This window comes from Streptomyces sp. NRRL F-2580 (assembly GCF_000720115.1).
In the GTDB taxonomy this organism is placed as follows: domain Bacteria; phylum Actinomycetota; class Actinomycetes; order Streptomycetales; family Streptomycetaceae; genus Streptomyces.
Window position 1 is genome coordinate 117548 of sequence record NZ_JOIR01000022.1, and the last position, 19395, is coordinate 136942.

The window sequence follows — 19395 nt, forward strand, 5'->3', positions numbered from 1 at the left end:
CGCCGTGAACCCGCCCCGGCGGACGGCCGCCCCGCGCGGCCGTCCGCCGGTCCCCCTCATCTCGACCGGAGCACCCCGACGATGCGCATACGAATCGCTTTCTCGGCCGTCCTGACCGCACTCGGCCTCATGTTGCTGACCCCTGTTGCGGCCCACGCCCACGGAGACACCGTGAAGGTGGTGGTGACCGGGCAGCGGGCGGGCCACGTCACCGCCGACATCACCTGGGAGAACGACGGGGACGCCGTCGACGAGGCGGTCGCCGCCACCGTGAACGCGGTCAGCGTCGACGGCGCCCGCACCCTGGGCCCCTGGCGCCTGGTGCGCGATCCCGCCGCGGCACCCGCCGGCTGGACCACGGCCGAGGCCCTGCCGCCGGGTTCCTGGAAGGTCAGCGTCGACGTGGGGTTCCCGTCCCTCGGGCACGGAGACCTCGAAGTCGCCGTACCCGTGGTGGACCCGGCGCCGGCCACCGGTGCGCCGACCGCCTCCGCCGCGGCTCCGGGCATCCCGTCCGCCGCGCAGCCGTCGGCCGCTTCCCCGTCGGCCGCCGCCCCGGCCGCGTCCGCGGCGCAGGTGCCGGCCTCCGACTCCGACGCCGAGGGGGACGCCGTCTGGTGGACGACGGCGGGTGTGGCGGCGACCGCCCTGGCCGGGGCGGCCGTCGGCCTCTTCCTGCGCCGCCGTCGGCGGATCCGCCTCGGGCTGGGCTAGCGGAGCCGTCGGCTGGAGTGGCCCCTAAGCCGTGGCGTGCCGGACCTCGGCCGCCACGGCTTCGACGAAACGTTCCAGCCCTTGTGGGTCGAGCCGGAGGAACAGGTTCGGCTCGATGAGTTCCAGCTCCATGACCACCGGTCGCCCGGTCTCGTCCAGTGCCAGGTCCACTCGGGCGAACAGCAGGTCGCCCGGTGCCGGGACCGCGGCCAGCGCCTGCCGCGCCGTCCGGAGCTCCGCCTCGGAGGGCCGGTACGGGGTGGCCCCTGGGTGCGGCACCCGGAAGTTGTCCGTCACCCCCGCCTCGGTGAGCACGGACTGCTTGCGGATGGCGTGGCTGAAGGTGCCGGAGAAGAAGACCAGGGCGCGTTCCCCCTCGTCCACGCGGCGCAGGTAGGGCTGGACCATGGCGGTACGGCCTTGGTCCAGCAGCAGCCGGGCGTGGGCCATGGCATCCGCCTGGTGGCCGGGTTCGTACCGTGCGGTGTCGCGGGCGCCCGCGGAGACCGTGGGCTTGACCACCACTCCGTGAGGCCCGTCGAAGTCCTCCTCGGCGCAGGGCCCGCCGGGTTCGACGAAGCGCGTCGGCACCACGGGGACTCCGCGCTCGGCGAGCTCCCGCAGATAGCGTTTGTCGCTGTTCCAGCGCACCAGCGGCGCCGGGTTCCACAGCCGGGTGACCTCGGCCGTCGCGTCGGCCCAGGCCAGGAACTCCTCGAGCCGTCCCACGTAGTCCCAGGTCGAGCGGATGACCGCCAGGTCGAAGCCGTCCCACTCCTTCGGGTCGGCGTCCCAGGCCACGGCCTCCGCTGACAGTCCCGCGGCGCGCAGGGCCGCCAGGACGAGGGGGAGGTCCGGGTCCTCGTCGACGCCGGTCTCGCCCGTCACGATCGCGATCCTTGCAGCACTCATGCGGCTCTCCCCTCGTCACATGCCGACGATCACTCTTCCATGCGCCGTCCGTCGGTGGGAGGGAACCCGGCCGGTGGCTGGTGCGTCGTACCGGGCAGCGTCGTGCTCATGGCTGCGGGACGGGAACCGGGTCCGAAGGCGGAGGGGCGGGACGGCGTTGGTGGAGCAGGTCGACAGTGGTGTGCGCGGCGGTGGCCGGTGGCGCCGGGCGGGCGTCCGGTGGCACGGCAGCGGTCGATGGCACGGCAGCGGTCGGTGGCGCGGCAGGGACGCGCGGGGCCGCTCGGCCTGGACGCGGGGTCGCGTGACGGCCTGGCTCGCCGTCCTGGTCGCCGGGCTCCTCGCCTTCCACCGGACCGTGCCCAACGGCGTCGGCCGCCTCGGCAGTCTGCTGGAGGCCTTCCTGCCGTGGCTGGGCCTGGCGGTTCCGGTTCTGCTCGTAGCGGCCCTGGTGCGCCGCTCGGCCACCGCCCTGTCGGCCCTGCTGCTGCTCGCCGCCGTGTGGGGGGTCCTCTTCGGCGGGTTGCTGCTGCCCTCCGGCGGCGGCCCCCACGACCTGACGGCGGTGCAGCACAACGTCAGTGACGAGAACCCCGATCCCGCGGGCACCGCGGCGGCACTGCTGCGGGCCGCGCCGGACCTCGTCGCTCTGGAGGAGCTGACGCCCGCCGCGCTGCCGGTCTACGAATCGGCCCTGGCGGCGGAGTTCCCCCACCACGCGGTCGAGGGCACGGTCGGGCTCTGGTCGAGGCATCCGCTGACGGAGGTCCGGCGCCTGGACATCAAGCCGGCCGGGATCGGGGAGGGCTGGAGCCGTGGCCTGCGGGCCGGGGTGCGCACGCCGCGGGGTGATATCGCCGTGTACGTGGCCCACCTGCCCTCGGTGCGGATCCGGCCGAGCGGTTTCAGCTCCGGTCTGCGGGACGAGAGCGCGGATCTGCTGGGTGCGGCCGTCGCCGCGGAGCGGCTGGACACGGTGATCCTGCTGGGCGACCTCAACGGCACGGTGGACGACCGCGGTCTCGCCCCGCTCACCTCGCGGCTGCGGGCGCCCCGACGGGGTATCGCCTTCAGCTGGCCCGCGGCCCTCCCGGTGTCCCGGATCGACCAGGTCCTGACCCGTTCGGCGACGGTGGCCGAGGTCCGGACGCTGCCCGCGACCGGCAGCGACCACCTGCCGGTCGCCGCCCGCGTCACGCTCGGCGGCTCATAGCCGGATCACGATCTTTCCGCGGACGTGGCCCTCCCTCAGGTAGCGGATGGCATCGGGAACTTCGGCCAGCGGGTAGCTCCGGTCGACCACGGGGGTCACCGAGCCGGCCTCGATGAGCTCGTTGAGCACCTGGAGGTCGCTGTGGTGGTGCTCCATGGCGGCGACGGTGCGCAGACGGTGGCCGACGAAGGGGGACAGCAGGAGCGCGCCGAGCTGCCGCTCGTTCCCGCCGAGCCACCGGCCGCCCCCTTCGCCGCCGACGATGACGAGGGTCCCGCGCGGGGTGAGGGCGCGGCGGAGCCGGGAGACGGGCCGGTTGCCGGCGATGTCGAGGATGAGGTCGTAGCGCCGGCTGCCGTCGGCCGGGTCCCGCTGCGCGTAGTCGACGACCTCGTCGGCGCCGATGGAACGGACCAGGTCCGCCTTGGCGGCGCTGCAGACTCCGGTGACGTGGGCGGCGCCGAAGGCCTTGGCCAGCTGTACGGCGTACGTGCCGACCCCGCCCGACGCGCCGAGGACGAGGACGGACTGCCCGGCCTTCATCCGTCCGACGTCGCGCAGGGCCTTGAGCGCGGTACAGGCGGAGACCGGTACGGCGGCGGCCTGTTCGAAGCCGAGGTTGCGCGGTTTCGGCGCGAGCGCGTCCTCCTTGGCGCAGGCGTACTCGGCGAACGACCCGTCGCAGCTGCCGTACACCTCGTCGCCCGGCCGGAAGCGGGTGACGTCCGCGCCGACCGCCTCCACCCGCCCCGCGAGGTCCATGCCGCGGATGCGCGCCTTGGGTGCCCGGAGGCCGAAGCCCATGGCGCGCAGTGCGTACGGCATGCCCGCCATGAGGTGCCAGACGCCCTGGTCCACGCCCGCGGCGTGGACCCGTATGAGCACTTCGCCGCGGCCCGGCGCCGGCCGGTCCGTCTCCTCCAGCCGCAGCGCCGAGGGCGGTCCGTAGGTGTCCTGGACGATGGCCTTCATGAGTCGTCTTCCTCTGCCTCGGTCACGGAGTACTGGAACACTGCGTCGAGCGGTACGGCGAACACGCGGGCGATCTGGAAGGCGTTCTCCAGGGAGGGCGAGTAGCGGCCCTGCTCGATGGCGATGACGGTCTGCCGGGTCACGCCGATGCGGCGGGCGAGCTCGGCCTGCGTCATCTCGCCGTTGGCGAAGCGGAGGGTGCGGATGGTGTTGGTGACCTTCGTGGGCCTCACCACGGCTGGAAGCCGAACCGGTACGCGGCGATCTTCGCCGTGGATCCGAGGAGCGCCGACAGGACGAACGCCAAGTAGATGGCGTTGGCGATCCAGAAGGGGTCCGCCTCGGCCATGGCCAGCACGAGTCCGGCCACACCGCCGATCACGACGAAGGACTGTCCGATGTACTCGCCGAAGTGGTGGATCTCCCGGTCGCGCTGGTCCTTGGTGTTCTCCCCCTCGGGCGCGAGCAGCGCCACGGTGGTGTGCAGGGCGATCGACGCGACGATCGCCGCGCCGACGCTCCAGAGCAGTGCGGCGACGTACGGCACCTGGGCGAGCGGGCCGTCCCCGGACCGCCCCAGGACCGCGGCCAGGTACGCCCCGTAGGACACGACCGTCACCACGATCATGATCCACGCGCGTTTCTCCTCGACTGCCACGACCGCTCCCCATGTAAAGAAAACCCGACACCTGGAGTGTCAAGCAAGCGCAACATGATGTCAAGTATTCTGTACACACCCGGGACGGCCGGAGACCCGCGGTCCCTTCTCGGTGCGGTGGAGCGGCCCTCGCTATGGCCCGTACGACGGCCCGTACGACGGCCCGTACTACGGCGCTTCGAGGAGTTCGGGGCCGTTGTTGCGGACGTTGTTGACCGCGGTCGACACCGCGCGGACGTCCAGCCGGCCGCCCGCCGGAGCGGTGAGGAGGGCGCGCAGCTCGTCCGCGTCCTGGTGGGACGGGTCGAGCCAGGCCTCGTAGTCGGCCGGGGCGAGGGCCAGCGGCATGCGGGGGTGCACGCGGCCGGCCGCGTCGGTGGCCTCGGTGGTGAGGATGGTGCAGGTCGCCCACCACGCGCCCGCATCGTCGTCGTCGGCGACGGCGGGGTCGCGCCAGAACTCGTACAGCCCGGCCATCGCCATCACCTCGCCGTCCTCGGGGCGGATGAAGTACGGCTGCTTGTACGCCTTGGCGGTGCCGGAGGCGGGCACGGGCTCCCACTCGTAGAACCCGTCCGCCGGGAGCAGGCACCGGCGCTTGGCGAAGGCGCGCCGGTAGGCCGGCTTCTCGTGCACCGTCTCCACGCGCGCGTTGATCATCTTCGCGCCGCCCGTCGCGCTCTTGGACCACGACGGCACCAGCCCCCACCGCAGGGGGCGCAGCCGGCGTTCCAGCAGCCCGCTCTCGCGGTCGGCACGCTCCAGCACAGCCCACACCGCGTCGGTGGGGGCGACGTTCCAGCTCGGCTCCAGCAGGTGCCCGGGATCCGGCGGCGCGGTTCCGAAGAGGCCGGACAGGTCCTGGGGGCTGCGGGTGGAGGCGTAACGGCCGCACATACCGTCCACCCTGCCACCTGGGCCGGCTTCCCGTCGGGTACACGCCGCGGTACGCAGGGCGGGCGACCGCGGAACACCGGCTTCCGCGAGGGGCCGGAATCGGGAGCGGCACCGGCTCACCCCAAGTGACGTCCGGTTTGCGGAACGGCCGTGGCGGGCAGACGGACGCACACATCGCTCGCACGCATCGGACGACGGCAGGGTACGCACACAGATGATCACTGTCGGGGTCGAGGAAGAGTATCTGCTGGTCCATCCGGAGACGGGTCTGCCGGTCCCCCACGGTGCCGCGGTACGGCTCGCCGCCGGTCTCGATCCGGTGTCCGCGGGGGACCAGGTGCAGGCCGAGCTCCTCCAAGCCCAGGTCGAGGTCGCCACGCCCGTCTGCACCGACCTGGGGGAGATCGGCGGACACCTGCTGCGCCTGCGGCACGCCGTCGGCTCCGCCGCCGAGGCCAGCGGCTGCAAGGCGGCGCTGACCGGAACCGCGCCGGTCAAGGGCATCACGCCGGTTCCCGTCACCCCCGTCAGCCGCTACCTGGCCATGCGCAACCACGCCGCCCGCCTCGTCGACGAGCAGCTGATCACGGGCATGCACGTGCATGTCGGAGTCCCGGACCGGGCGCAGGGCGTCGACGTGCTGAACCGGATCCGCGTATGGCTCCCGACGGTGCTGGCGATGTCGGCGAACTCCCCGCTGTGGGAAGGACACGACACCGGCTTCGCGAGCTGGCGCACCGTCGTCTTCGGACGCTGGCCGGTGAGCGGGCCCACCCCCGTCTTCCGTGACGACGCCGACTACGACCTGCGTGCGGCCGAACTGGTGGAATCCGGCGTCATCGCGGACATCGGACAGCTGTACTGGCAGGCCAGGCTGTCGGAGAAGTATCCGACCGTCGAGATCAGGTGCGCCGACGTGCAGCTGCGGGCCGACGACGCGGTGTTGTTCGCGGGCATCGTGCGGGCGCTGGTCGCCACCGCCCTCCGGGACGCCGCGCGCGGAGTGCCCGCGCCGCTCTGCGCGCAGGAGATGCTGCAGGCCGCGACCTGGCAGGCCGCCCGGCACGGCGTGGCGGGACCTCTGGTCGGACCGGACGGCGCCCGCCTGGAGGCCCGCGCGGCCGTGGCCCTGCTCGTACGGCACATCCTGCCCGCGCTGGAGGAGGCCGGGGACGTCCGCGAGGTGACCTCCCTCGTGCACCGGCTGCTGAGCGAGGGCGCCGCGGCCGAACGGCAGCGCCAGGCACTGCGCGACGGCGGCCTGCCGGCACTGATCGACCTGATCACCACCCAGAGCACCGCTCCCTGAGGGGCGCCCCCCGTGGGCCCGGGAGCTGCCGGGTCCGCTCTCGTCGTGCGCCATCGGGTGCGGGCCCTGAGGATGGAACCAGTCCGCCACCCCGCTGAAGGGAGTCTTCCTGTGCTGGAACGCGAGCGTCCTGACGAAGAGGCCGAGGTCCCCCGCCCCCTGGGCCGCGGCGCCGAGCCCCGGGACCGGGCGGTGTCCCCCTGGCCGCTGGCCGCGGGCGACTACTGGTTCGGTGGCGAGAGCGGGGACGACCCCGGCGGCTCGGGCGCCGCAAGAGGCGCGTCGACACCCCGTTGATCTTCCCGTCGGCGGGGAAGGGGCGGAATATGCCACAAGCCATCGCCCCCCTGCGCGCCCTCGTCCGCCGCCACCGGGAGCCCGCGGTCGTGCAGACCGTGCGCTCGACCGCGGCCGCCGTCATCTCGTACGCCGTCGCGCTCCGGCTCAGCGACGAACCCGCGCCCCTGACGGCGCCGCTCACCGCGCTGCTCGTCGTCCAGGTCACGCTCTACTCCACGCTCACCACCGGTATCCGGCGGGTCAACTCCGTCGTGGCCGGGGTGCTGCTCGCGATCGGCTTCAGCGCGCTCGTGGGCCTGACCTGGTGGAGCCTCGGGCTGATCATCCTGGTCTCGCTCGCCATCGGGCCGCTGGTGAAGGCCGGGGAGTTCGTACCCGAGGTCGCGATCAGCGCGATGCTGGTGCTGGGCGTGACCAGCGTGACGGACACCGCCTGGGACCGGGTGCTGGAGACACTGATCGGCGCGGCGGTCGGCCTGCTGTTCAACTTCCTGTTCGTACCGCCCGTGTGGATCGGGCCGGCGAGCGAGGCCATCACGGACCTCGCCCGGCGCATGCGCGCCCTGCTCGGTCACATCGGCGACCAGCTCGCCGAACACACGCCGGTCGAGAAGGCCGTCGCCCACCTCCACGAGGCCCGTCAGCTCGACAACGACATCGCGCTGGTCGACGCGTCCCTGCGGCAGGCGGAGGACAGCCTGCGGCTGAACCCGCGGGTCCGTGAGGGACTCCTGTTCCGCCTGGTGTTGCGCACCGGACTGGACACCTTGGAGATCTGCGCGGTGGTGCTGCGGGTCTCCTGCCGGACCCTGACGGACCTCGCGAAGGCGCACCAGACGGGTCCGCTCTTCCCGCCGCCCATCGCCGATGCCCTGCGCGACCTGTACGGGCACCTGGCCGTCGCCGTGGAGAGCTTCGCCGAGCTGATCACCGCGCAGGTCAGCGCCAACGCCGAACAGGCCGAGGAGAAGCTCACGCGGGAGCTGTCGACGGCCCGCGTCAGCCGGCACCGCCTCGCCGTGCTGCTCCAGCACGAGGCGGGTGCCCATCCGGGCGCGTGGCAGCTGTACGGGGCGCTGCTCGCCGAGGCGGACCGGGTGCTCGACGAACTGGGCGTGGACAAGCGCTCAGAGCGGCTCATCGAGGAACTGGACCGGCACTCCCGCATGCGGCGCGAGCGCTACCCCCGGCTGCACCGCCTGACCCGGCGGGTCTTCTCCCGCCCGGCCTGAACCGGGCCGGGCTACGTGGTCTCCTCGCTGACCGAGAAGAGCGCACCCTCGGGGTCCCGCAGCGTCACCCGCCTGCCGAAAGGTGAGGTCTCCACGAGGGACACGACGGCGGCCCCGAGGTGGACAGCGGTGCCGGTGGCCGCGTCCAGGTCGGCGACGGCGAAGTGGACGTCCCAGCGCGGGCGAGCCAGAGCGTCGACTGCGTCCTTCGTGGCACCGGCGTCGATCCGGGCCACGGTGGCGCCTCCCCTGCGGACCACCACGTGGTCGTGCTCGTAGGCCACGTCGCAGCAGCCCGGGCGCTCGCAGGCCCAGTCCAGGACCTCCCCGTAGAAGACGGCGGCGGCGAACGCGTCCTGCGTGCGCAGCCGCAGCCAGGCCGGTGAGCCGTCCGGGTCGCCGATCCAGTCGGACATGACCTCGCCTTCCCAGACCCCGAACACCGCTCCAGCGGGGTCGGCGGCGATCACCGCCCGTCCCGTGCCGAGGGCCAGCGGCCCGACCGCGACCGTTGCGCCGCGCTCGCGGATGCGGGCGGCGGTGACGTCGGCGTCGGGGACGGCGAAATAGGGCGTCCAGGCCACCGGCCCGACCGCCTGCCCGTTCGCCGTGCCCAGGCCTGCGACCGGGAGCCCGTCCAGGGAGGCCACGCGGAAGCCTTCCCCGAGCCTGGTCCTGCGGAAGGACCAGCCGAAGACGGCTCCGTAGAAATCCTGTGCCGCACCGAGGTCGTGCGTGGCCAGGCTGACCCAGCAGGGGGCTCCGAACACCTCGTCACTGGTCATCGACACGAGAACCGTCTCCCCTCACCCTCCCGCCGGCCCGACCGTCATGCTCTCGCACGCGCCCGGGGGCCCGGGCCGGCGAGGGGCGGCGTGTCCAGTCCGTCCCCCCGACGGAGTCCCGTCAGGAACGCGCCCACGGCCTCGGTGGCGGTCCGCGAGGGGATCCAGCCGAGCTCCTCCCGGGCGCGGCCCGCGTCGAGGAGCGGCAGCCGCAGGACGGCGTCGAAAAGGCCGGGCGCGGCGGGCACCAGATACATCCGCCAGGCGGCGGCGAGCGCGGCCCGGGCGGCCGCGGCGGGCAGAGGCACCGTACGGGCGTGCAGGAGGCGCGCTATGGAAGCCATGTCGACCACCGGATCGGCCACCAGGTTGAACGGCCCGCGGACCGGGCGGACGACGGCCGCCCGGTAGGCCTCGGCGGCGTCCTCCGTGTGCAGGGCCTGGAAGCGCAGGCCGCTGACGGCGGGCACGGCCGGGACGAGGCCGGGGCGGATCAGGCGCCAGGGCAGGAGCGGGCCCGCGAAGATGCGCCGCTGTTCGCTCGCCGCCACTTCCTTGAACAGGAAGGCGGGCCGCATCCGTACGACGCGCAGCGCCGGGTGGGCCACCTGGTAGCCGTCGAGGTAGCGCTCCAGGTAGGCCTTCTCCCGCGTGTACGCGGCGCCCGGCCAGCCGTGGGTCGGCCAGGACTCGTCGACGGGCCGCCCGTCGTCGGGGCCGGGCGAGTAGGCGCCGACCGAGGAGGCGTGGACGAGGGTGTGGACGCCCGCGCGGGCACATGCCTCGAAGACCCTGATGCTGCCCAGGACGTTGGTGCGCCACGTCGTCACGGGATCGTGGGTGGGCTGGAACCTCCAGGCGAGGTGGACGACGGCGTCGGCGCCCGCGAAGAGCTCGGTGAGGTCGCTTCTGCCGGGGTCGATGTCGGCAGCCGCCCACCGCACCCCGCGGATCCGGAGGCCTGGCAGGCGACGGGCGACACCGAGGACGTCCGTGACCGCCGGGTCCTCCGCCAGGGCTCGGACGACGCTGGTGCCCGCGTTGCCGGTCGCGCCGGTCACCACGACCCTCATGGCATCCACCGTGCCTTCCGGCCGGGCCGGCCCTCGCGCCTACGGGTGTTGTGGGCGGTGTTCATGGCTGCTCCTGCGGGTCCTGTCGTGCTCCTGGGCTGCTCCTGGGGTCACCGCAGCCGGCGCAGGGCGGGCAGCAGCTCCGTCCCGGCCCAGTCGAGGAAGGGCTGCTGGTGCCCGCCGCCGATCTGGACGAGGGCGACCTCGGTGAAGCCGGCTTCGGCGTAGGGGCGGACGGCCTCGACGAACTCCTCGACGTCGGCTCCGCAGGGGATGGTCTTGGCGACGTCCTCCGGGCCGATGGTCTCGGTGGCCTGGGCGAAGGCGGCGGGCCCGCGCAGCTGGGCGTTGACCTCCCAGCCGCCGAGCGACCAGCGGAACTGCTCGTGGGCGCGGGCCACCGCGGCCTCCCGGTCCGGGTCGTAGCAGACCGCGACCTGGCCGACGCGGGGTTTGCCCGCTCCCCCGTGCCGGTCGAAGTCGTCCAGCAGGGACTGCTTCGGCTCGGTGGCGACGAGGAGGTCGGCCTGCCGGCCGGCGACCGCGCAGGACCGCGGGCCGGACACGGCGATGCCGATCTCCGGGGGCCGCTCGGGCAGGTCCCACAGGGTGGCGTGGTCGATGCGGAAGTGGGGCCCGTCGTGGTCGACGGTCTCGCCCGCGAGCAGCCTGCGGATGATGACGACGGCTTCCTCCAGCCGCTCCAGGCGCTCGCGCGGGGAGGGCCAGCCCGCGCCGACGACGTGCTCGTTGAGGTTCTCGCCGGAGCCGAGGCCCAGCCTGAACCGTCCCTGCGAGAGGATGTGCATCGTCGCGGCCTTCTGGGCGACGACGGCCGGGTGGTACCGGTACGTCGGGCACGTCACGAAGGTCATCAGGGGGATCCGCTCGGTCGCCTGCGCGGCGGCCCCGAGCACGCTCCATGCGTAGGGGGAATGGCCCTGCTCGTCCAGCCAGGGGAAGTAGTGGTCTGAGATGACGGAGAAGTCGAATCCGGCGGCCTCGGCGCCCACCACGTGCTCCACGAGCTCCCGGGGGCCGGACTGCTCCGTCATCATGGTGTATCCGATGGCAACCATGTCCGGCGTCTGACCCGCGCAGGGGCCCTTCAAACCCCTGCGGGGCAGATGCGCCGGCCGTCACGCACAGCGTCCGGCTGCCCTTCATGCCCGGCCCGGCTCAGCTCAGGTGGTAGACGGCGAAGGCTCGGTCGATGACCGGCATCGCGACGTTGCGGACCCGTACGCCGCCCGCCGTCATGCCGTGTTCCGTGCCCAGGTGGGCATGGCCGTGCACGGCGAGGTCGGCGCCGGCCTCGTCCATCGCCTCGGCGAGCAGGTAGCTCCCGAGGAACGGGTAGATCTCCGGCGGCTCCCCGGCGAGGGTGTCCGGCACCGGGGAGAAGTGGGTGAGGGCGATCCGTACGTCGCAGCCCGCGTCCGTCACCTCGTGCAGCGCGCGCGACAGCCCTTGGGCGCACGTGCGGGTGTAGCCGATGAAGGACTTCATCTCGGGTTCCCCGAACTCGCTTCCGCTGCGCCCCGCGAAGCCGCCGCAGAACCCCTTCGTCCCCGCCACCCCCACCTTGGCGCCGTCCAGGTCGAGGACCACGCCCTCCCCCTCCAGCACGCTCACCCCGGCCTCCACCAGGACCCGGGTCACCGTGTCCTGTTCGTCGCTCTGGTAGTCGTGGTTGCCGAGCACGGCCACGACCGGCACGGGCAGTTCGGCGACCTCGGCCGCGACCACACGGGCCTCGGCAGCCGTGCCGTGGCGGGTGAGGTCCCCGGCGAGCAGCAGGACGTCGGCGTGGCGGGGCAGCGTCTCGAAGGCCGGCCGCAGGAGTCCCTGGCTGTCCGGCCCGAGGTGGATGTCCCCGACGGCGGCCACGCGGATCACCTCAGCACCTCCGAGTGTTCCGGGGGGTCCGTGTGCCCCACCACGAGGTCGGTCAGCAGGGGTACGCCCGCCAGTTCGGCCTCCGCGATCTCCCGTACCGTCGCCAGGCATTCGGGCGACCCTACGGTGCCGGACAGGACGACGGTGTTGCCGCGCAGCTCCAGGCGGACGCCGAGTTCGGCGATGTCCGCCGCGGCGAGCCGTCGCCTCAGGCGCTCGATGCGGTACTCCACCGGCTCTTCCACGGATCCTCCGCCCTGGCCCGGGACGGCTTGCCGCCGTCTCCTGCCTTCTCGCGCCTCTCGTGCCTTCAGGCGCCGTCCCGCGCCCTCGCGCCCCGTCTCGCGACTTCAGCCTGACGCCGCGGTTGCCCGGTGTACGGCCCGCGCTCCGCCCTCGCTGGGATCCGGCGACGGCTCCGCCTCCGGCTCGTCGGCCGGCAGGGCGTCGGTCAGGAGTCCGCTGCGCAGGCTCCGCAGGGTGCGGTTGAGCAGGCGCGACACGTGCATCTGGGAGATGCCGAGGAGCTCTCCGATCTCGGACTGCGTCAACTCCTGCCCGAAGCGCAGCGAGAGGATCTCCCGGTCCCGCTCGGGCAGCCGCTCGATCAGCGGTTTGAGGGCCGCGAGGTCCTCGATCCGCTCGTAGGCGGGTTCCTCCCGGCCCAGTGCGCGCTGGGCCGTGCCGGGGTCGGCGTCCTCCTGCAGCGTCATGTCGAGGGAGCGGGAGGAGTAGGCCTGTGCGGCCCGCCGGCCCTCCGCCAGCTCGTCGTCGCTGATCCCCAGGTACGCCGCCAGTTCGACGTCCGTGGGGGGCCGGCCCAAGGACTGCTCCAGCTCGTCCGAGGCCCTGGCCAGACCCTGACGGAGCTCCTGGAGGCGGCGGGGCACCTTCACGGCCCAGCTGGTGTCGCGGAAGAAGCGCTTGATCTCCCCGGTAATGGTGGGGAGGGCGAACGAGGTGAACTCCACCCCGCGCGACACGTCGTACCGGTTGATGGCCTTGATCAGGCCCACGGTGCCGACCTGGACGATGTCCTCCATGGGTTCGCTGCGGCCGCGGAAGCGGCGGGCCGCGAACTTGACCAGGCTGAGATTGAGCTCGATGAGGGTGTTGCGGACGTACGAGTACTCCGCGCTTCCCTCCGTCAGGGTGCTCAGCCTCCGGAAGAGGACCACGGAGAGGGCCCGGGCGTCGGCCGTGCTGGCCTTCCGGGGCTCGGCCAGCGGATCGGCCGGGTCGCGGCACGCCGTGTACGACGGGTGCGAGTAGGACGGGTACGGGGTGCTGCTGGACGTGTTCGGAGTCATGAGAGGGGGCCTCCGCCTCCGACGGAAAACCGGAACCGTTCAGTCGGCTTCACATCGATTTATACCCTTTGTGCGGCTGTCGACTCGCCACTGGCCCGGTTTTCGCCCGCCACATACCCCACTGCCGTACCCGACCGTCGCGATGGAGAGCCGGGCACCGGCCCGCACAGGCATGACGACCGGCGCAGCGGGCAGCAGCCGTGCAGGAGCAGGGCCTCGGGTTGGAGGTTCCCATGCGGGCGACGGCGAATGTCCGGCAGACGCGTCGGCTGCTGCTGGGCGGGACCGGGGCGGTCACGCGCTGCCGGGACTTCACGCGCAAGGCGCTCACGGACTGGCAGTGGATCCCGGCCTCGGAGCTCCAGCAGGAGCCGGAGACACGAGCGGGAGCAGGACGCGGACGAGCGGGAGCGACTCCGGGAACGGGTGGAGGACGTCCTGCTCCTGGTCTCCGAGGCGGTCGCCAACGCCTGTCTGCACGCGGGCGGCCCCAGCGAGCTGGTACTGAGTCACGGCGCCGAGGGGCTGCTCATCGAGGTCAGCGACCGCAGCCCCGACCGGCCGGTGCTCCGCCCTCGCGGTGACCCCGCCCTCCCGGGCGGCCACGGCCTGATGGTGCTGGAGCGCCTGTCCCGCAGCTGGGGCTGGCGGCCGGGCGCCACCGGGAAGACCGTATGGCTGGAGGTTCCCCCGCCCTGGCCGCCACCGCCGCACGGGGACGGCGGCCACGACGAGGCCGACGAGGGCGGGTGAACGGCGTCATGCCGGTGTTCGTGGGCACCTCGGGGTGGCAGTACAAGGACTGGGCGGGGGTCCTGTACCCGGCGGGCGTGCCGCAACGGCTGTGGCTGGAGGAGTACGCCCGGCACTTCGGCACGGTCGAGAGCAACAACGCGTTCTACCGGCTGCCGGACCCCGCGACCTTCGCCGCTTGGCGGGAGCGCACGCCGCCGGGCTTCCTCATGGCCGTGAAGGCGAGCCGCTTCCTGACGCACATCAAGAGGCTGCGGGAACCGGAGGAGCCCGTCCGGCGCCTGATGGAGCACAGCGGTGCGCTCGGCGACCGGCTGGGGCCCGTGCTGCTGCAACTGCCGCCGACCCTGCGCGTGGACGCGGAGGCCCTGGACGCCTGTCTCGCCTGCTTCCCGCGCGGCACGCGCGTGGCCGTCGAGCCGCGGCACGACTCGTGGTGGACCGCCGAGGTGCGCTCCGTCCTCGTCGCGCACCGGGCCGCCCTGTGCTGGGCGGACCGCGGTTCACGGCCCGTCGCGCCGCTGTGGCGGACGGCAGCATGGGGTTACGTACGTTTGCACGAGGGCCGGGCCCGTCCCTTCCCCCGGTACGGCCGCACCGCGCTGACGTCCTGGGCGGGGCGGATCGCGGATGCCTGGCCTCCGGACGCCGATGTCTTCGCCTACTTCAACAACGACGCGGGCGGTGCGGCCGTCGTGGACGCCCTGGCCTTCGGCCGGCTGGTGGCGGCGCGGTGATCCCGGGGATCCGCGCCCGGGTGGTTTGAAGACGTACGGGCCGGGCAGATGTCGGCTGCCGCCCCGTGGTCACGAACCCGGGGCGGACCAGTTTCGCCGCCGGTACGGCGGCGGCTCCGCACCCGCGCCGCCGTCGGTCATGCCAGGGCGAGCGTGACCGCGATGGTCTTGCCGCCACCGGGGAGGCGGTCCACCGAGACCCGCCGGGCCAGGAGATGGATCAGCTCCCATCCGAAGCCGCCCTCCGACAGGGAGCCGTGGTCCGGGGCGGTGCGGGGGGCCTCGCTGCTGGCGTCGCTGACGCTGATCGTGAGGGTGCGGCCGTCCGTCTCGGCGGCGAAGCCGGTGAGGCCGCCCCCGTGCCGGAAGGCGTTGGTGACCAGTTCCGACGTGACGAGCAGGGCGTCGGCGATGACGGCGTCGCCCGGGCCGGATCCGCCGGGCGCGGGGGCGAGCAGTCCGGCCACGAGCACACGCGCCTCGCCCGCGTCGACCGTGTGTGCGGGCCGGGTCTGTCGGAGCGGATGGCCGCCGGTGGTCACACCGCCCACCTGCCTCTCCCGGATCGGTTTCGATCGCTGCGTCTCGGCCGCCTGACGGGCGTCTGCCCCGTGTCCCGCCCGGCACACGCGGCCCGCATCCGGTGGAGGGGGTGTGGAGGGGTGCGGGCGGCACGGCGGGTTTGGCCGGCGCCCGAACGGTAAGGCGCGCCGCATGAAGGCACCTCCCTCCGAAGAGCCGGACCTTCAGGCCGAGGACCGGGCCCGGCTGCCGCAGGACCACACGCAGGCCATTCTGGAGACCACCAAGCGGGTGGCGACGCTCCTCAAGGCCTCGGACCAGCCCTTCGCGCTCGCCGGCAGCGTCGCCGCGTTCGCGCACGGCGTCCCGGCTCACTTCCAGCACGACACGGACTTCTGCGTGCGTCCCGAGGACTCCGAGGCCGTGAGCAAGGCCCTGGAGGACGGCGGCATCGCGATGCGCCGCGCCCCCGAGGACTGGCTGGTGAAGGGCCGGTCCGGAGGGGAGGAGATCGACCTGATCTTCGAGCTCGCCAGGCGTCCGGTGAGCAGGGCGCTGCTGGACCGGGCGGTGCTGCTGCCGGTGGACTCGGTCTGGATGCCGGTGCTCTCGCCCACGGACCTCATGGACAGCAAGCTCGCCGCCCTGTGCGAGCACTACTGCGACTTCGGGGACCTGCTGCCGATGGCGCGGATGCTGCGGGAGCAGATCGACTGGCGGCGGCTGGACGACGACCACCGGGCGGCGCCCCTGGCCGACGCGTTCCTCTACCTCTTGGAGCGGCTCCGCGTCATCGGCCCCCGCGGCCGGCCCTGAGCGACGGTCGGGCACTCAGGGACGGTCCGGCAGGGACGGTCCGACTGGTCAGGCTCCCTTGCCCCGTCCGGTGACGAGGTCCCGGGCGCGGTCGACCAGGCCGATGCCCGGGGCGAGCAGCTTGTTGGCCGGCGGTGTCGACGGGCTGCCGGGGTGCGGGCGGGTCGGGGCCAGCTTCTTCGCGCGGCGGATGCTGTCGCCCAGCTGGTCCAGTTCGCTCTGCCGGCAGTTGTGCCGCAGGGCCGGGAAGAGGTTCTCCTCCTCGTCCTTGATGTGGGCGAGCACCTCGGTGCGCAGCTCTTCCACCCGTCCGGCGAACTCGGGTCCCTCCGGATCGAGTTGCTCCAGCTCCTTGAGCAGCACCTCCGTCCGGGCATGGTCCGCGATCTCCTTGTCGGCGATCCGGTCGCCGCCGTCGAGGTGCTTGCGGATGGCCGGATAGAGGTACTCCTCCTCCGCGACCGAGTGGCGGACCAGCTCGATGGTCAGCAGGTCGGCCAGCTCGCGCCGGCGCTTCCCGTCGGTGGCGGCGCGCAGTTGCCCGAAGTACTCCTTCACCTCGTCGTGGTCGACGGTCAGTTCCCGCACCACGTCTCCACCGTGTCCCATGATTGCCTCCGATTCGGGTTCGTCCGGGCGGTCGCCCGGAGCCACTCGTCGGCGCCTGCCCCGAAGGGCGCGGCCCATGCGGCACCTCTACGCCGCCTTGCCCGTGCCGGCCAGGGCCGCCAGCAGTTCGTCGCGGGTCATGCCGGACCGGCCGGGGATCCCGGCGGACGCCGCCTTCTCGTACAGCTCCGCCTTGGTCAGGGATTCCAGGGCCGACTTCCGCGTACGGGCCCGTTCCCCGCCGCCCGACCCGGACCCGGACCCGGACCCCGACCTCGACTTCCGGCCGGCGCCCCCGCCGCCGCCGCGGGCCCGTTCGACGCTGGCGCGCAGGGCCTCCGTCAGGTCGACCACGTTCGTGGCCTCCGCCGCGGGTTCGGCCTTCTCCACCGTCTCGCCCGCCCGCTTCGCCTCGACCAGGGCGGCGATCTTCTCCTGGTAGGTGTCGTGGAACTCCTCGGGGTCCCAGTGCATACCCAGGGCGGTGATGAGCTGCTCCGCCATCTTCATCTCGCTCGCACTGGTCCTCGCACCGGAGGCGGCGGGCAGGTCGGGGACCTCCTCCCGGGGGTCGCGGATCTCGTCGGCCCAGTGGAGGGTGTGCAGGGTCAGGATGCCGTTCTCGGACTTGAGGGCGACGAGGTACTCGCGGGCGCGCATGACGAAGGTCGCGACACCGGCCCGGTTGCTCTTGGCGAGGGCCTGCTCCAGCAACGCGTAGACCTTGGTGTACTCCTTGCCCTTGGGACCGAGGTAGTAGGTGCGGTCGAAGAAGATCGGGTCGATCTCGTCCAGGTCCACGAACCCGCTGATCTCCAGGGTCTTGGAGCGGCCCGGCGCGATGTCGTCCAGTTCCGCGGGCTCGACGAGGACGTACTCCTCGCCCGTGTCGTAGCCCTTCACGATGTCGTCGAGCTCCACTTCCTTGCCGGTGCGCTCGTTCACCCGCCGGTTGCGGATCCGGTCCGAGGTGCCGCGTTGCAGCTGGTGGAAGTGGAGGGTGTGGCTGTCCGTCGCGGTGTACACGCCGATGGGGACGCTCACCAGCCCGAAGCTCAGGACTCCCGTCCAGACCGGTCTGGCCATGCCGATCACCGCCTTGCCGGGTCTCCCCGGTGACGGCGTCTACCCGCACGGCCCTGCCGGAAACGGCCGCCCCCCGTCGGCGCTACGCGGACAGGTCGAGGCGCTCCTGGGCGGCCATGACGGCGTCGTACGCGCGGAGTCGGCCCATCAGCACGCACAGGGTGTACGTCACGTCGTCCATCTCGCGGCGCGCCTCCTCGCTGCCGGGCTCCGCGGCCAGGCTCGCCTGACAGGCCCGGAACCGGGCCAGGAGCTTCTCGGTGAGGGCGCGGTTGGCGAGCATGGCCACCGGCGGAGCCGGTGCGGGCGCGGGACGCACCGGGCTGCGGGCGGATTCCACCGCGTGGCGCAGGGCCCGCTCGACATGGGCCGGAAGCGCCGTGCCGTGCGGCGCGGCGACGATGACACGGGCCAGCTCGGCTGCCGTGACGTGGGCGGCCTGGGCCGCCGACGCGAGGACGACGCGCGCGTCCCGGGCGGAGCACGGCGTCAACGCCATGATCATCCCCACGGCCCGCGCCACCTCCGGATCGCCCGCCAGAGGGCCACCGCCGGACGCTCTCCCCGTAGCGACATCGGAGGGATTTCCGACCGAGGAACGACGAATACGAGGAACCATGCGGAATCATCCCTTCAACCGAAGGCAAACGGGGGCCGTAACGGGGTCATGAAGGGTTTACCCTCGCTTACCCGGCGTGCACCTGCCGCAGGCAAAGCTTCAGCCGAGGCGCATCCTGAGACTGAGACTGAGAGAGGGATGAACCATGACCGAGAAAAAGATCTGGGGCTACGACCCGGCCTCGGGACACGAGCCGGGCCTCGACCTCGTCGGGTTCAAGGTCGAGGCCACCGACGGCAGCATCGGGAAGGTCGACAAGCACTCTGATGCCGTCGACGCCGCCCATCTCGTCGTCGACACGGGCGTCTGGATCTTCGGCAAGCACGTACTCCTCCCGGCCGGCACCATCCAGCGCATCGACACGGCCGAGAGGAAGGTCTACGTCGACCGGACCAAGGACCAGATCAAGGCCGCCCCGGATTTCGACGAGATCAAGTACCGCGGTGAGGCGGGCTACTTGGAGGAGTTCGCCCGGCACTACAGCCAGTCCCACAGTTGAGGACCCCCGAGGCTCGTTCCTTCCCGCCACAGGCTTCCCGCCACAGGCGAGTACTAGGAGGAGTACGCGGGCGGCGACTCGGCGCGCAGTGAGTACAGGACGGGGAGGTGGGAGTCCCCGAACGGGAGCCGGTAGAGGCCGTCCTGGCCCTGGGGCAGGAAACCGCGCGGGTCCGGTCGGCCAGCAGCCGGGCCCGCTCGATAGCCGTCGGTGCGAAGTCGACCCCGGTGACCCGGGCTCCGAGGCGGGCCCAGCTCAGCGTGTCCATCCCGAAGTGGCACTGCAGGTGCAGCAGGTCCTTGCCGGCCACGTCGCCGGCCAGCTGCCGTTCGAGGGCGTAGAGGGTCTCGCGCCCCGCGACGAACGACTCGACGTCGTAGAACCGGTCGGTGGGCGTCGAGCCGTGGACCCGGGCACGCTCGTCCCACAGCGCTCGGTTCAGGGCGAGTCCGCCACCGGTGTCGGGGCTGGTTTCGGGCA

Annotated in this window: 24 protein-coding genes; 9 read left to right on the forward strand and 15 right to left on the reverse strand. The window is 72.8% G+C overall.

Going from position 1 to position 19395, the window contains the following annotated elements; translation table 11 throughout:
• The first annotated feature begins 81 nt into the window (after positions 1 to 81).
• On the forward strand, positions 82 to 714 hold the full coding sequence (locus IF88_RS45640) for a hypothetical protein (RefSeq protein ID WP_030716200.1): 633 nt from the start codon (positions 82 to 84) through the stop codon (positions 712 to 714).
• Positions 715 to 738: 24 nt separating this feature from the next.
• On the opposite strand, the gene IF88_RS0124065 is transcribed toward IF88_RS45640, so the two are convergent.
• Positions 739 to 1626 carry an ATP-grasp domain-containing protein gene (locus tag IF88_RS0124065; protein WP_030716202.1) on the reverse strand — a complete coding sequence of 296 codons (888 nt, stop codon included), beginning with the start codon at positions 1624 to 1626 and terminating at the stop codon, positions 739 to 741.
• Positions 1627 to 1930: 304 nt separating this feature from the next.
• On the opposite strand from IF88_RS0124065, the gene IF88_RS0124070 reads away from it, so the two are divergent.
• Positions 1931 to 2839, forward strand: a complete 909-nt coding sequence (locus IF88_RS0124070; protein WP_030716204.1) for an endonuclease/exonuclease/phosphatase family protein — start codon at positions 1931 to 1933, stop codon at positions 2837 to 2839.
• Here IF88_RS0124070 and IF88_RS0124075 read toward each other — a convergent pair.
• The 4 genes from IF88_RS0124075 to IF88_RS0124090 form a co-directional block, all read right to left on the reverse strand.
• Positions 2834 to 3811, reverse strand: a complete 978-nt coding sequence (locus IF88_RS0124075; protein ID WP_030716206.1) for an NAD(P)-dependent alcohol dehydrogenase — start codon at positions 3809 to 3811, stop codon at positions 2834 to 2836. The genes IF88_RS0124070 and IF88_RS0124075 overlap by 6 nt on opposite strands.
• A complete protein-coding gene (locus tag IF88_RS0124080; protein WP_199808128.1) occupies positions 3808 to 3987 on the reverse strand; it encodes a helix-turn-helix transcriptional regulator in 180 nt (59 codons plus the stop codon). Before IF88_RS0124080 ends, IF88_RS0124075 begins: the two co-directional genes overlap by 4 nt.
• Positions 3988 to 4040: 53 nt before the next feature.
• Positions 4041 to 4469, reverse strand: a complete 429-nt coding sequence (locus IF88_RS0124085; RefSeq protein WP_030716210.1) for a hypothetical protein — start codon at positions 4467 to 4469, stop codon at positions 4041 to 4043.
• A gap of 168 nt (positions 4470 to 4637) precedes the next feature.
• Complete coding sequence (locus IF88_RS0124090) at positions 4638 to 5366, reverse strand: SOS response-associated peptidase (protein WP_030716212.1); 729 nt, start codon at positions 5364 to 5366, stop codon at positions 4638 to 4640.
• 214 nt (positions 5367 to 5580) lie between these two features.
• On the opposite strand from IF88_RS0124090, the gene IF88_RS0124095 reads away from it, so the two are divergent.
• The 3 genes from IF88_RS0124095 (at position 5581) to IF88_RS0124105 (ending at position 8207) form a co-directional block, all read left to right on the forward strand.
• Entirely contained in the window at positions 5581 to 6675 is a 1095-nt protein-coding gene (locus IF88_RS0124095) for a carboxylate-amine ligase (RefSeq protein WP_030716214.1), read from the forward strand.
• Positions 6676 to 6786: 111 nt separating this feature from the next.
• A complete protein-coding gene (locus tag IF88_RS0124100) occupies positions 6787 to 6972 on the forward strand; it encodes a hypothetical protein (protein WP_030716219.1) in 186 nt (61 codons plus the stop codon).
• A gap of 29 nt (positions 6973 to 7001) precedes the next feature.
• Positions 7002 to 8207, forward strand: a complete 1206-nt coding sequence (locus IF88_RS0124105) for an FUSC family protein (RefSeq protein ID WP_030716221.1) — start codon at positions 7002 to 7004, stop codon at positions 8205 to 8207.
• Positions 8208 to 8218: 11 nt separating this feature from the next.
• Here IF88_RS0124105 and IF88_RS0124110 read toward each other — a convergent pair whose 3' ends face one another.
• The 6 genes from IF88_RS0124110 to IF88_RS0124135 form a co-directional block, all read right to left on the reverse strand.
• Positions 8219 to 8992 carry a VOC family protein gene (locus IF88_RS0124110; protein ID WP_051837461.1) on the reverse strand — a complete coding sequence of 258 codons (774 nt, stop codon included), beginning with the start codon at positions 8990 to 8992 and terminating at the stop codon, positions 8219 to 8221.
• A gap of 44 nt (positions 8993 to 9036) precedes the next feature.
• Positions 9037 to 10065: an NAD-dependent epimerase/dehydratase family protein gene (locus tag IF88_RS0124115; protein ID WP_030716227.1), complete on the reverse strand. Its 1029-nt coding sequence runs from the start codon at positions 10063 to 10065 to the stop codon at positions 9037 to 9039.
• A 110-nt stretch (positions 10066 to 10175) separates the two neighbouring features.
• Complete coding sequence (locus IF88_RS0124120) at positions 10176 to 11144, reverse strand: TIGR03557 family F420-dependent LLM class oxidoreductase (RefSeq protein WP_030716229.1); 969 nt, start codon at positions 11142 to 11144, stop codon at positions 10176 to 10178.
• A 100-nt stretch (positions 11145 to 11244) separates the two neighbouring features.
• Positions 11245 to 11964, reverse strand: a complete 720-nt coding sequence (locus IF88_RS0124125; RefSeq protein WP_030716240.1) for a metallophosphoesterase family protein — start codon at positions 11962 to 11964, stop codon at positions 11245 to 11247.
• Positions 11961 to 12209, reverse strand: a complete 249-nt coding sequence (locus tag IF88_RS0124130) for a hypothetical protein (RefSeq protein WP_030716241.1) — start codon at positions 12207 to 12209, stop codon at positions 11961 to 11963. Before IF88_RS0124130 ends, IF88_RS0124125 begins: the two co-directional genes overlap by 4 nt.
• Positions 12210 to 12314: 105 nt before the next feature.
• The gene (locus IF88_RS0124135) at positions 12315 to 13274 is read right to left on the reverse strand and encodes a SigB/SigF/SigG family RNA polymerase sigma factor (RefSeq protein WP_078893090.1); all 960 of its coding nucleotides are present in this window, start codon (positions 13272 to 13274) and stop codon (positions 12315 to 12317) included.
• A gap of 426 nt (positions 13275 to 13700) precedes the next feature.
• On the opposite strand from IF88_RS0124135, the gene IF88_RS48175 reads away from it, so the two are divergent.
• Together IF88_RS48175 and IF88_RS0124145 are read left to right on the forward strand one after the other, a co-directional pair.
• Positions 13701 to 14027 (forward strand): ATP-binding protein, encoded by a 327-nt coding sequence (locus tag IF88_RS48175; RefSeq protein ID WP_234323676.1) that lies wholly within the window; start codon positions 13701 to 13703, stop codon positions 14025 to 14027.
• A gap of 8 nt (positions 14028 to 14035) precedes the next feature.
• Positions 14036 to 14764 (forward strand): DUF72 domain-containing protein, encoded by a 729-nt coding sequence (locus IF88_RS0124145; RefSeq protein ID WP_030716247.1) that lies wholly within the window; start codon positions 14036 to 14038, stop codon positions 14762 to 14764.
• 137 nt (positions 14765 to 14901) lie between these two features.
• On the opposite strand, the gene IF88_RS0124150 is transcribed toward IF88_RS0124145, so the two are convergent.
• Positions 14902 to 15315 carry an ATP-binding protein gene (locus IF88_RS0124150; protein WP_107050614.1) on the reverse strand — a complete coding sequence of 138 codons (414 nt, stop codon included), beginning with the start codon at positions 15313 to 15315 and terminating at the stop codon, positions 14902 to 14904.
• A 163-nt stretch (positions 15316 to 15478) separates the two neighbouring features.
• On the opposite strand from IF88_RS0124150, the gene IF88_RS0124155 reads away from it, so the two are divergent.
• Complete coding sequence (locus IF88_RS0124155) at positions 15479 to 16102, forward strand: nucleotidyltransferase family protein (protein WP_063754834.1); 624 nt, start codon at positions 15479 to 15481, stop codon at positions 16100 to 16102.
• A gap of 48 nt (positions 16103 to 16150) precedes the next feature.
• Here the strand turns inward: IF88_RS0124155 and IF88_RS0124160 are convergent, their stop codons facing one another.
• The 3 genes from IF88_RS0124160 to IF88_RS43975 all read right to left on the reverse strand — a co-directional run bounded on the left by IF88_RS0124160 (position 16151) and on the right by IF88_RS43975 (position 18296).
• On the reverse strand, positions 16151 to 16711 hold the full coding sequence (locus IF88_RS0124160) for a hemerythrin domain-containing protein (protein WP_030716252.1): 561 nt from the start codon (positions 16709 to 16711) through the stop codon (positions 16151 to 16153).
• 87 nt (positions 16712 to 16798) lie between these two features.
• Positions 16799 to 17797, reverse strand: a complete 999-nt coding sequence (locus IF88_RS0124165) for a Ku protein (RefSeq protein ID WP_030716255.1) — start codon at positions 17795 to 17797, stop codon at positions 16799 to 16801.
• Positions 17798 to 17879: 82 nt separating this feature from the next.
• Entirely contained in the window at positions 17880 to 18296 is a 417-nt protein-coding gene (locus tag IF88_RS43975) for a DUF5133 domain-containing protein (RefSeq protein ID WP_158754540.1), read from the reverse strand.
• 265 nt (positions 18297 to 18561) lie between these two features.
• On the opposite strand from IF88_RS43975, the gene IF88_RS0124175 reads away from it, so the two are divergent.
• The gene (locus IF88_RS0124175) at positions 18562 to 18915 is read left to right on the forward strand and encodes a PRC-barrel domain-containing protein (protein ID WP_030716259.1); all 354 of its coding nucleotides are present in this window, start codon (positions 18562 to 18564) and stop codon (positions 18913 to 18915) included.
• Positions 18916 to 19395: the final 480 nt, after the last annotated feature.

Excerpts from the sequence above, each read along its gene's own strand:
- IF88_RS45640 (WP_030716200.1), top strand. The coding sequence starts at position 82 with ATGCGCATACGAATCGCTTTCTCGGCCGTCCTGACCGCACTCGGCCTC.
- IF88_RS0124065 (WP_030716202.1), bottom strand. The coding sequence starts at position 1,626 with ATGAGTGCTGCAAGGATCGCGATCGTGACGGGCGAGACCGGCGTCGAC.
- IF88_RS0124075 (WP_030716206.1), bottom strand. The coding sequence starts at position 3,811 with ATGAAGGCCATCGTCCAGGACACCTACGGACCGCCCTCGGCGCTGCGG.
- IF88_RS0124080 (WP_199808128.1), bottom strand. The coding sequence starts at position 3,987 with ATGACGCAGGCCGAGCTCGCCCGCCGCATCGGCGTGACCCGGCAGACC.
- IF88_RS0124090 (WP_030716212.1), bottom strand. The coding sequence starts at position 5,366 with ATGTGCGGCCGTTACGCCTCCACCCGCAGCCCCCAGGACCTGTCCGGC.
- IF88_RS0124095 (WP_030716214.1), top strand. The coding sequence starts at position 5,581 with ATGATCACTGTCGGGGTCGAGGAAGAGTATCTGCTGGTCCATCCGGAG.
- IF88_RS0124105 (WP_030716221.1), top strand. The coding sequence starts at position 7,002 with ATGCCACAAGCCATCGCCCCCCTGCGCGCCCTCGTCCGCCGCCACCGG.
- IF88_RS0124110 (WP_051837461.1), bottom strand. The coding sequence starts at position 8,992 with ATGACCAGTGACGAGGTGTTCGGAGCCCCCTGCTGGGTCAGCCTGGCC.
- IF88_RS0124115 (WP_030716227.1), bottom strand. The coding sequence starts at position 10,065 with ATGAGGGTCGTGGTGACCGGCGCGACCGGCAACGCGGGCACCAGCGTC.
- IF88_RS0124120 (WP_030716229.1), bottom strand. The coding sequence starts at position 11,144 with ATGGTTGCCATCGGATACACCATGATGACGGAGCAGTCCGGCCCCCGG.
- IF88_RS0124135 (WP_078893090.1), bottom strand. The coding sequence starts at position 13,274 with ATGACTCCGAACACGTCCAGCAGCACCCCGTACCCGTCCTACTCGCAC.
- IF88_RS0124145 (WP_030716247.1), top strand. The coding sequence starts at position 14,036 with ATGCCGGTGTTCGTGGGCACCTCGGGGTGGCAGTACAAGGACTGGGCG.
- IF88_RS0124155 (WP_063754834.1), top strand. The coding sequence starts at position 15,479 with ATGAAGGCACCTCCCTCCGAAGAGCCGGACCTTCAGGCCGAGGACCGG.
- IF88_RS0124160 (WP_030716252.1), bottom strand. The coding sequence starts at position 16,711 with ATGGGACACGGTGGAGACGTGGTGCGGGAACTGACCGTCGACCACGAC.
- IF88_RS0124165 (WP_030716255.1), bottom strand. The coding sequence starts at position 17,797 with ATGGCCAGACCGGTCTGGACGGGAGTCCTGAGCTTCGGGCTGGTGAGC.
- IF88_RS43975 (WP_158754540.1), bottom strand. The coding sequence starts at position 18,296 with ATGGCGTTGACGCCGTGCTCCGCCCGGGACGCGCGCGTCGTCCTCGCG.
- IF88_RS0124175 (WP_030716259.1), top strand. The coding sequence starts at position 18,562 with ATGACCGAGAAAAAGATCTGGGGCTACGACCCGGCCTCGGGACACGAG.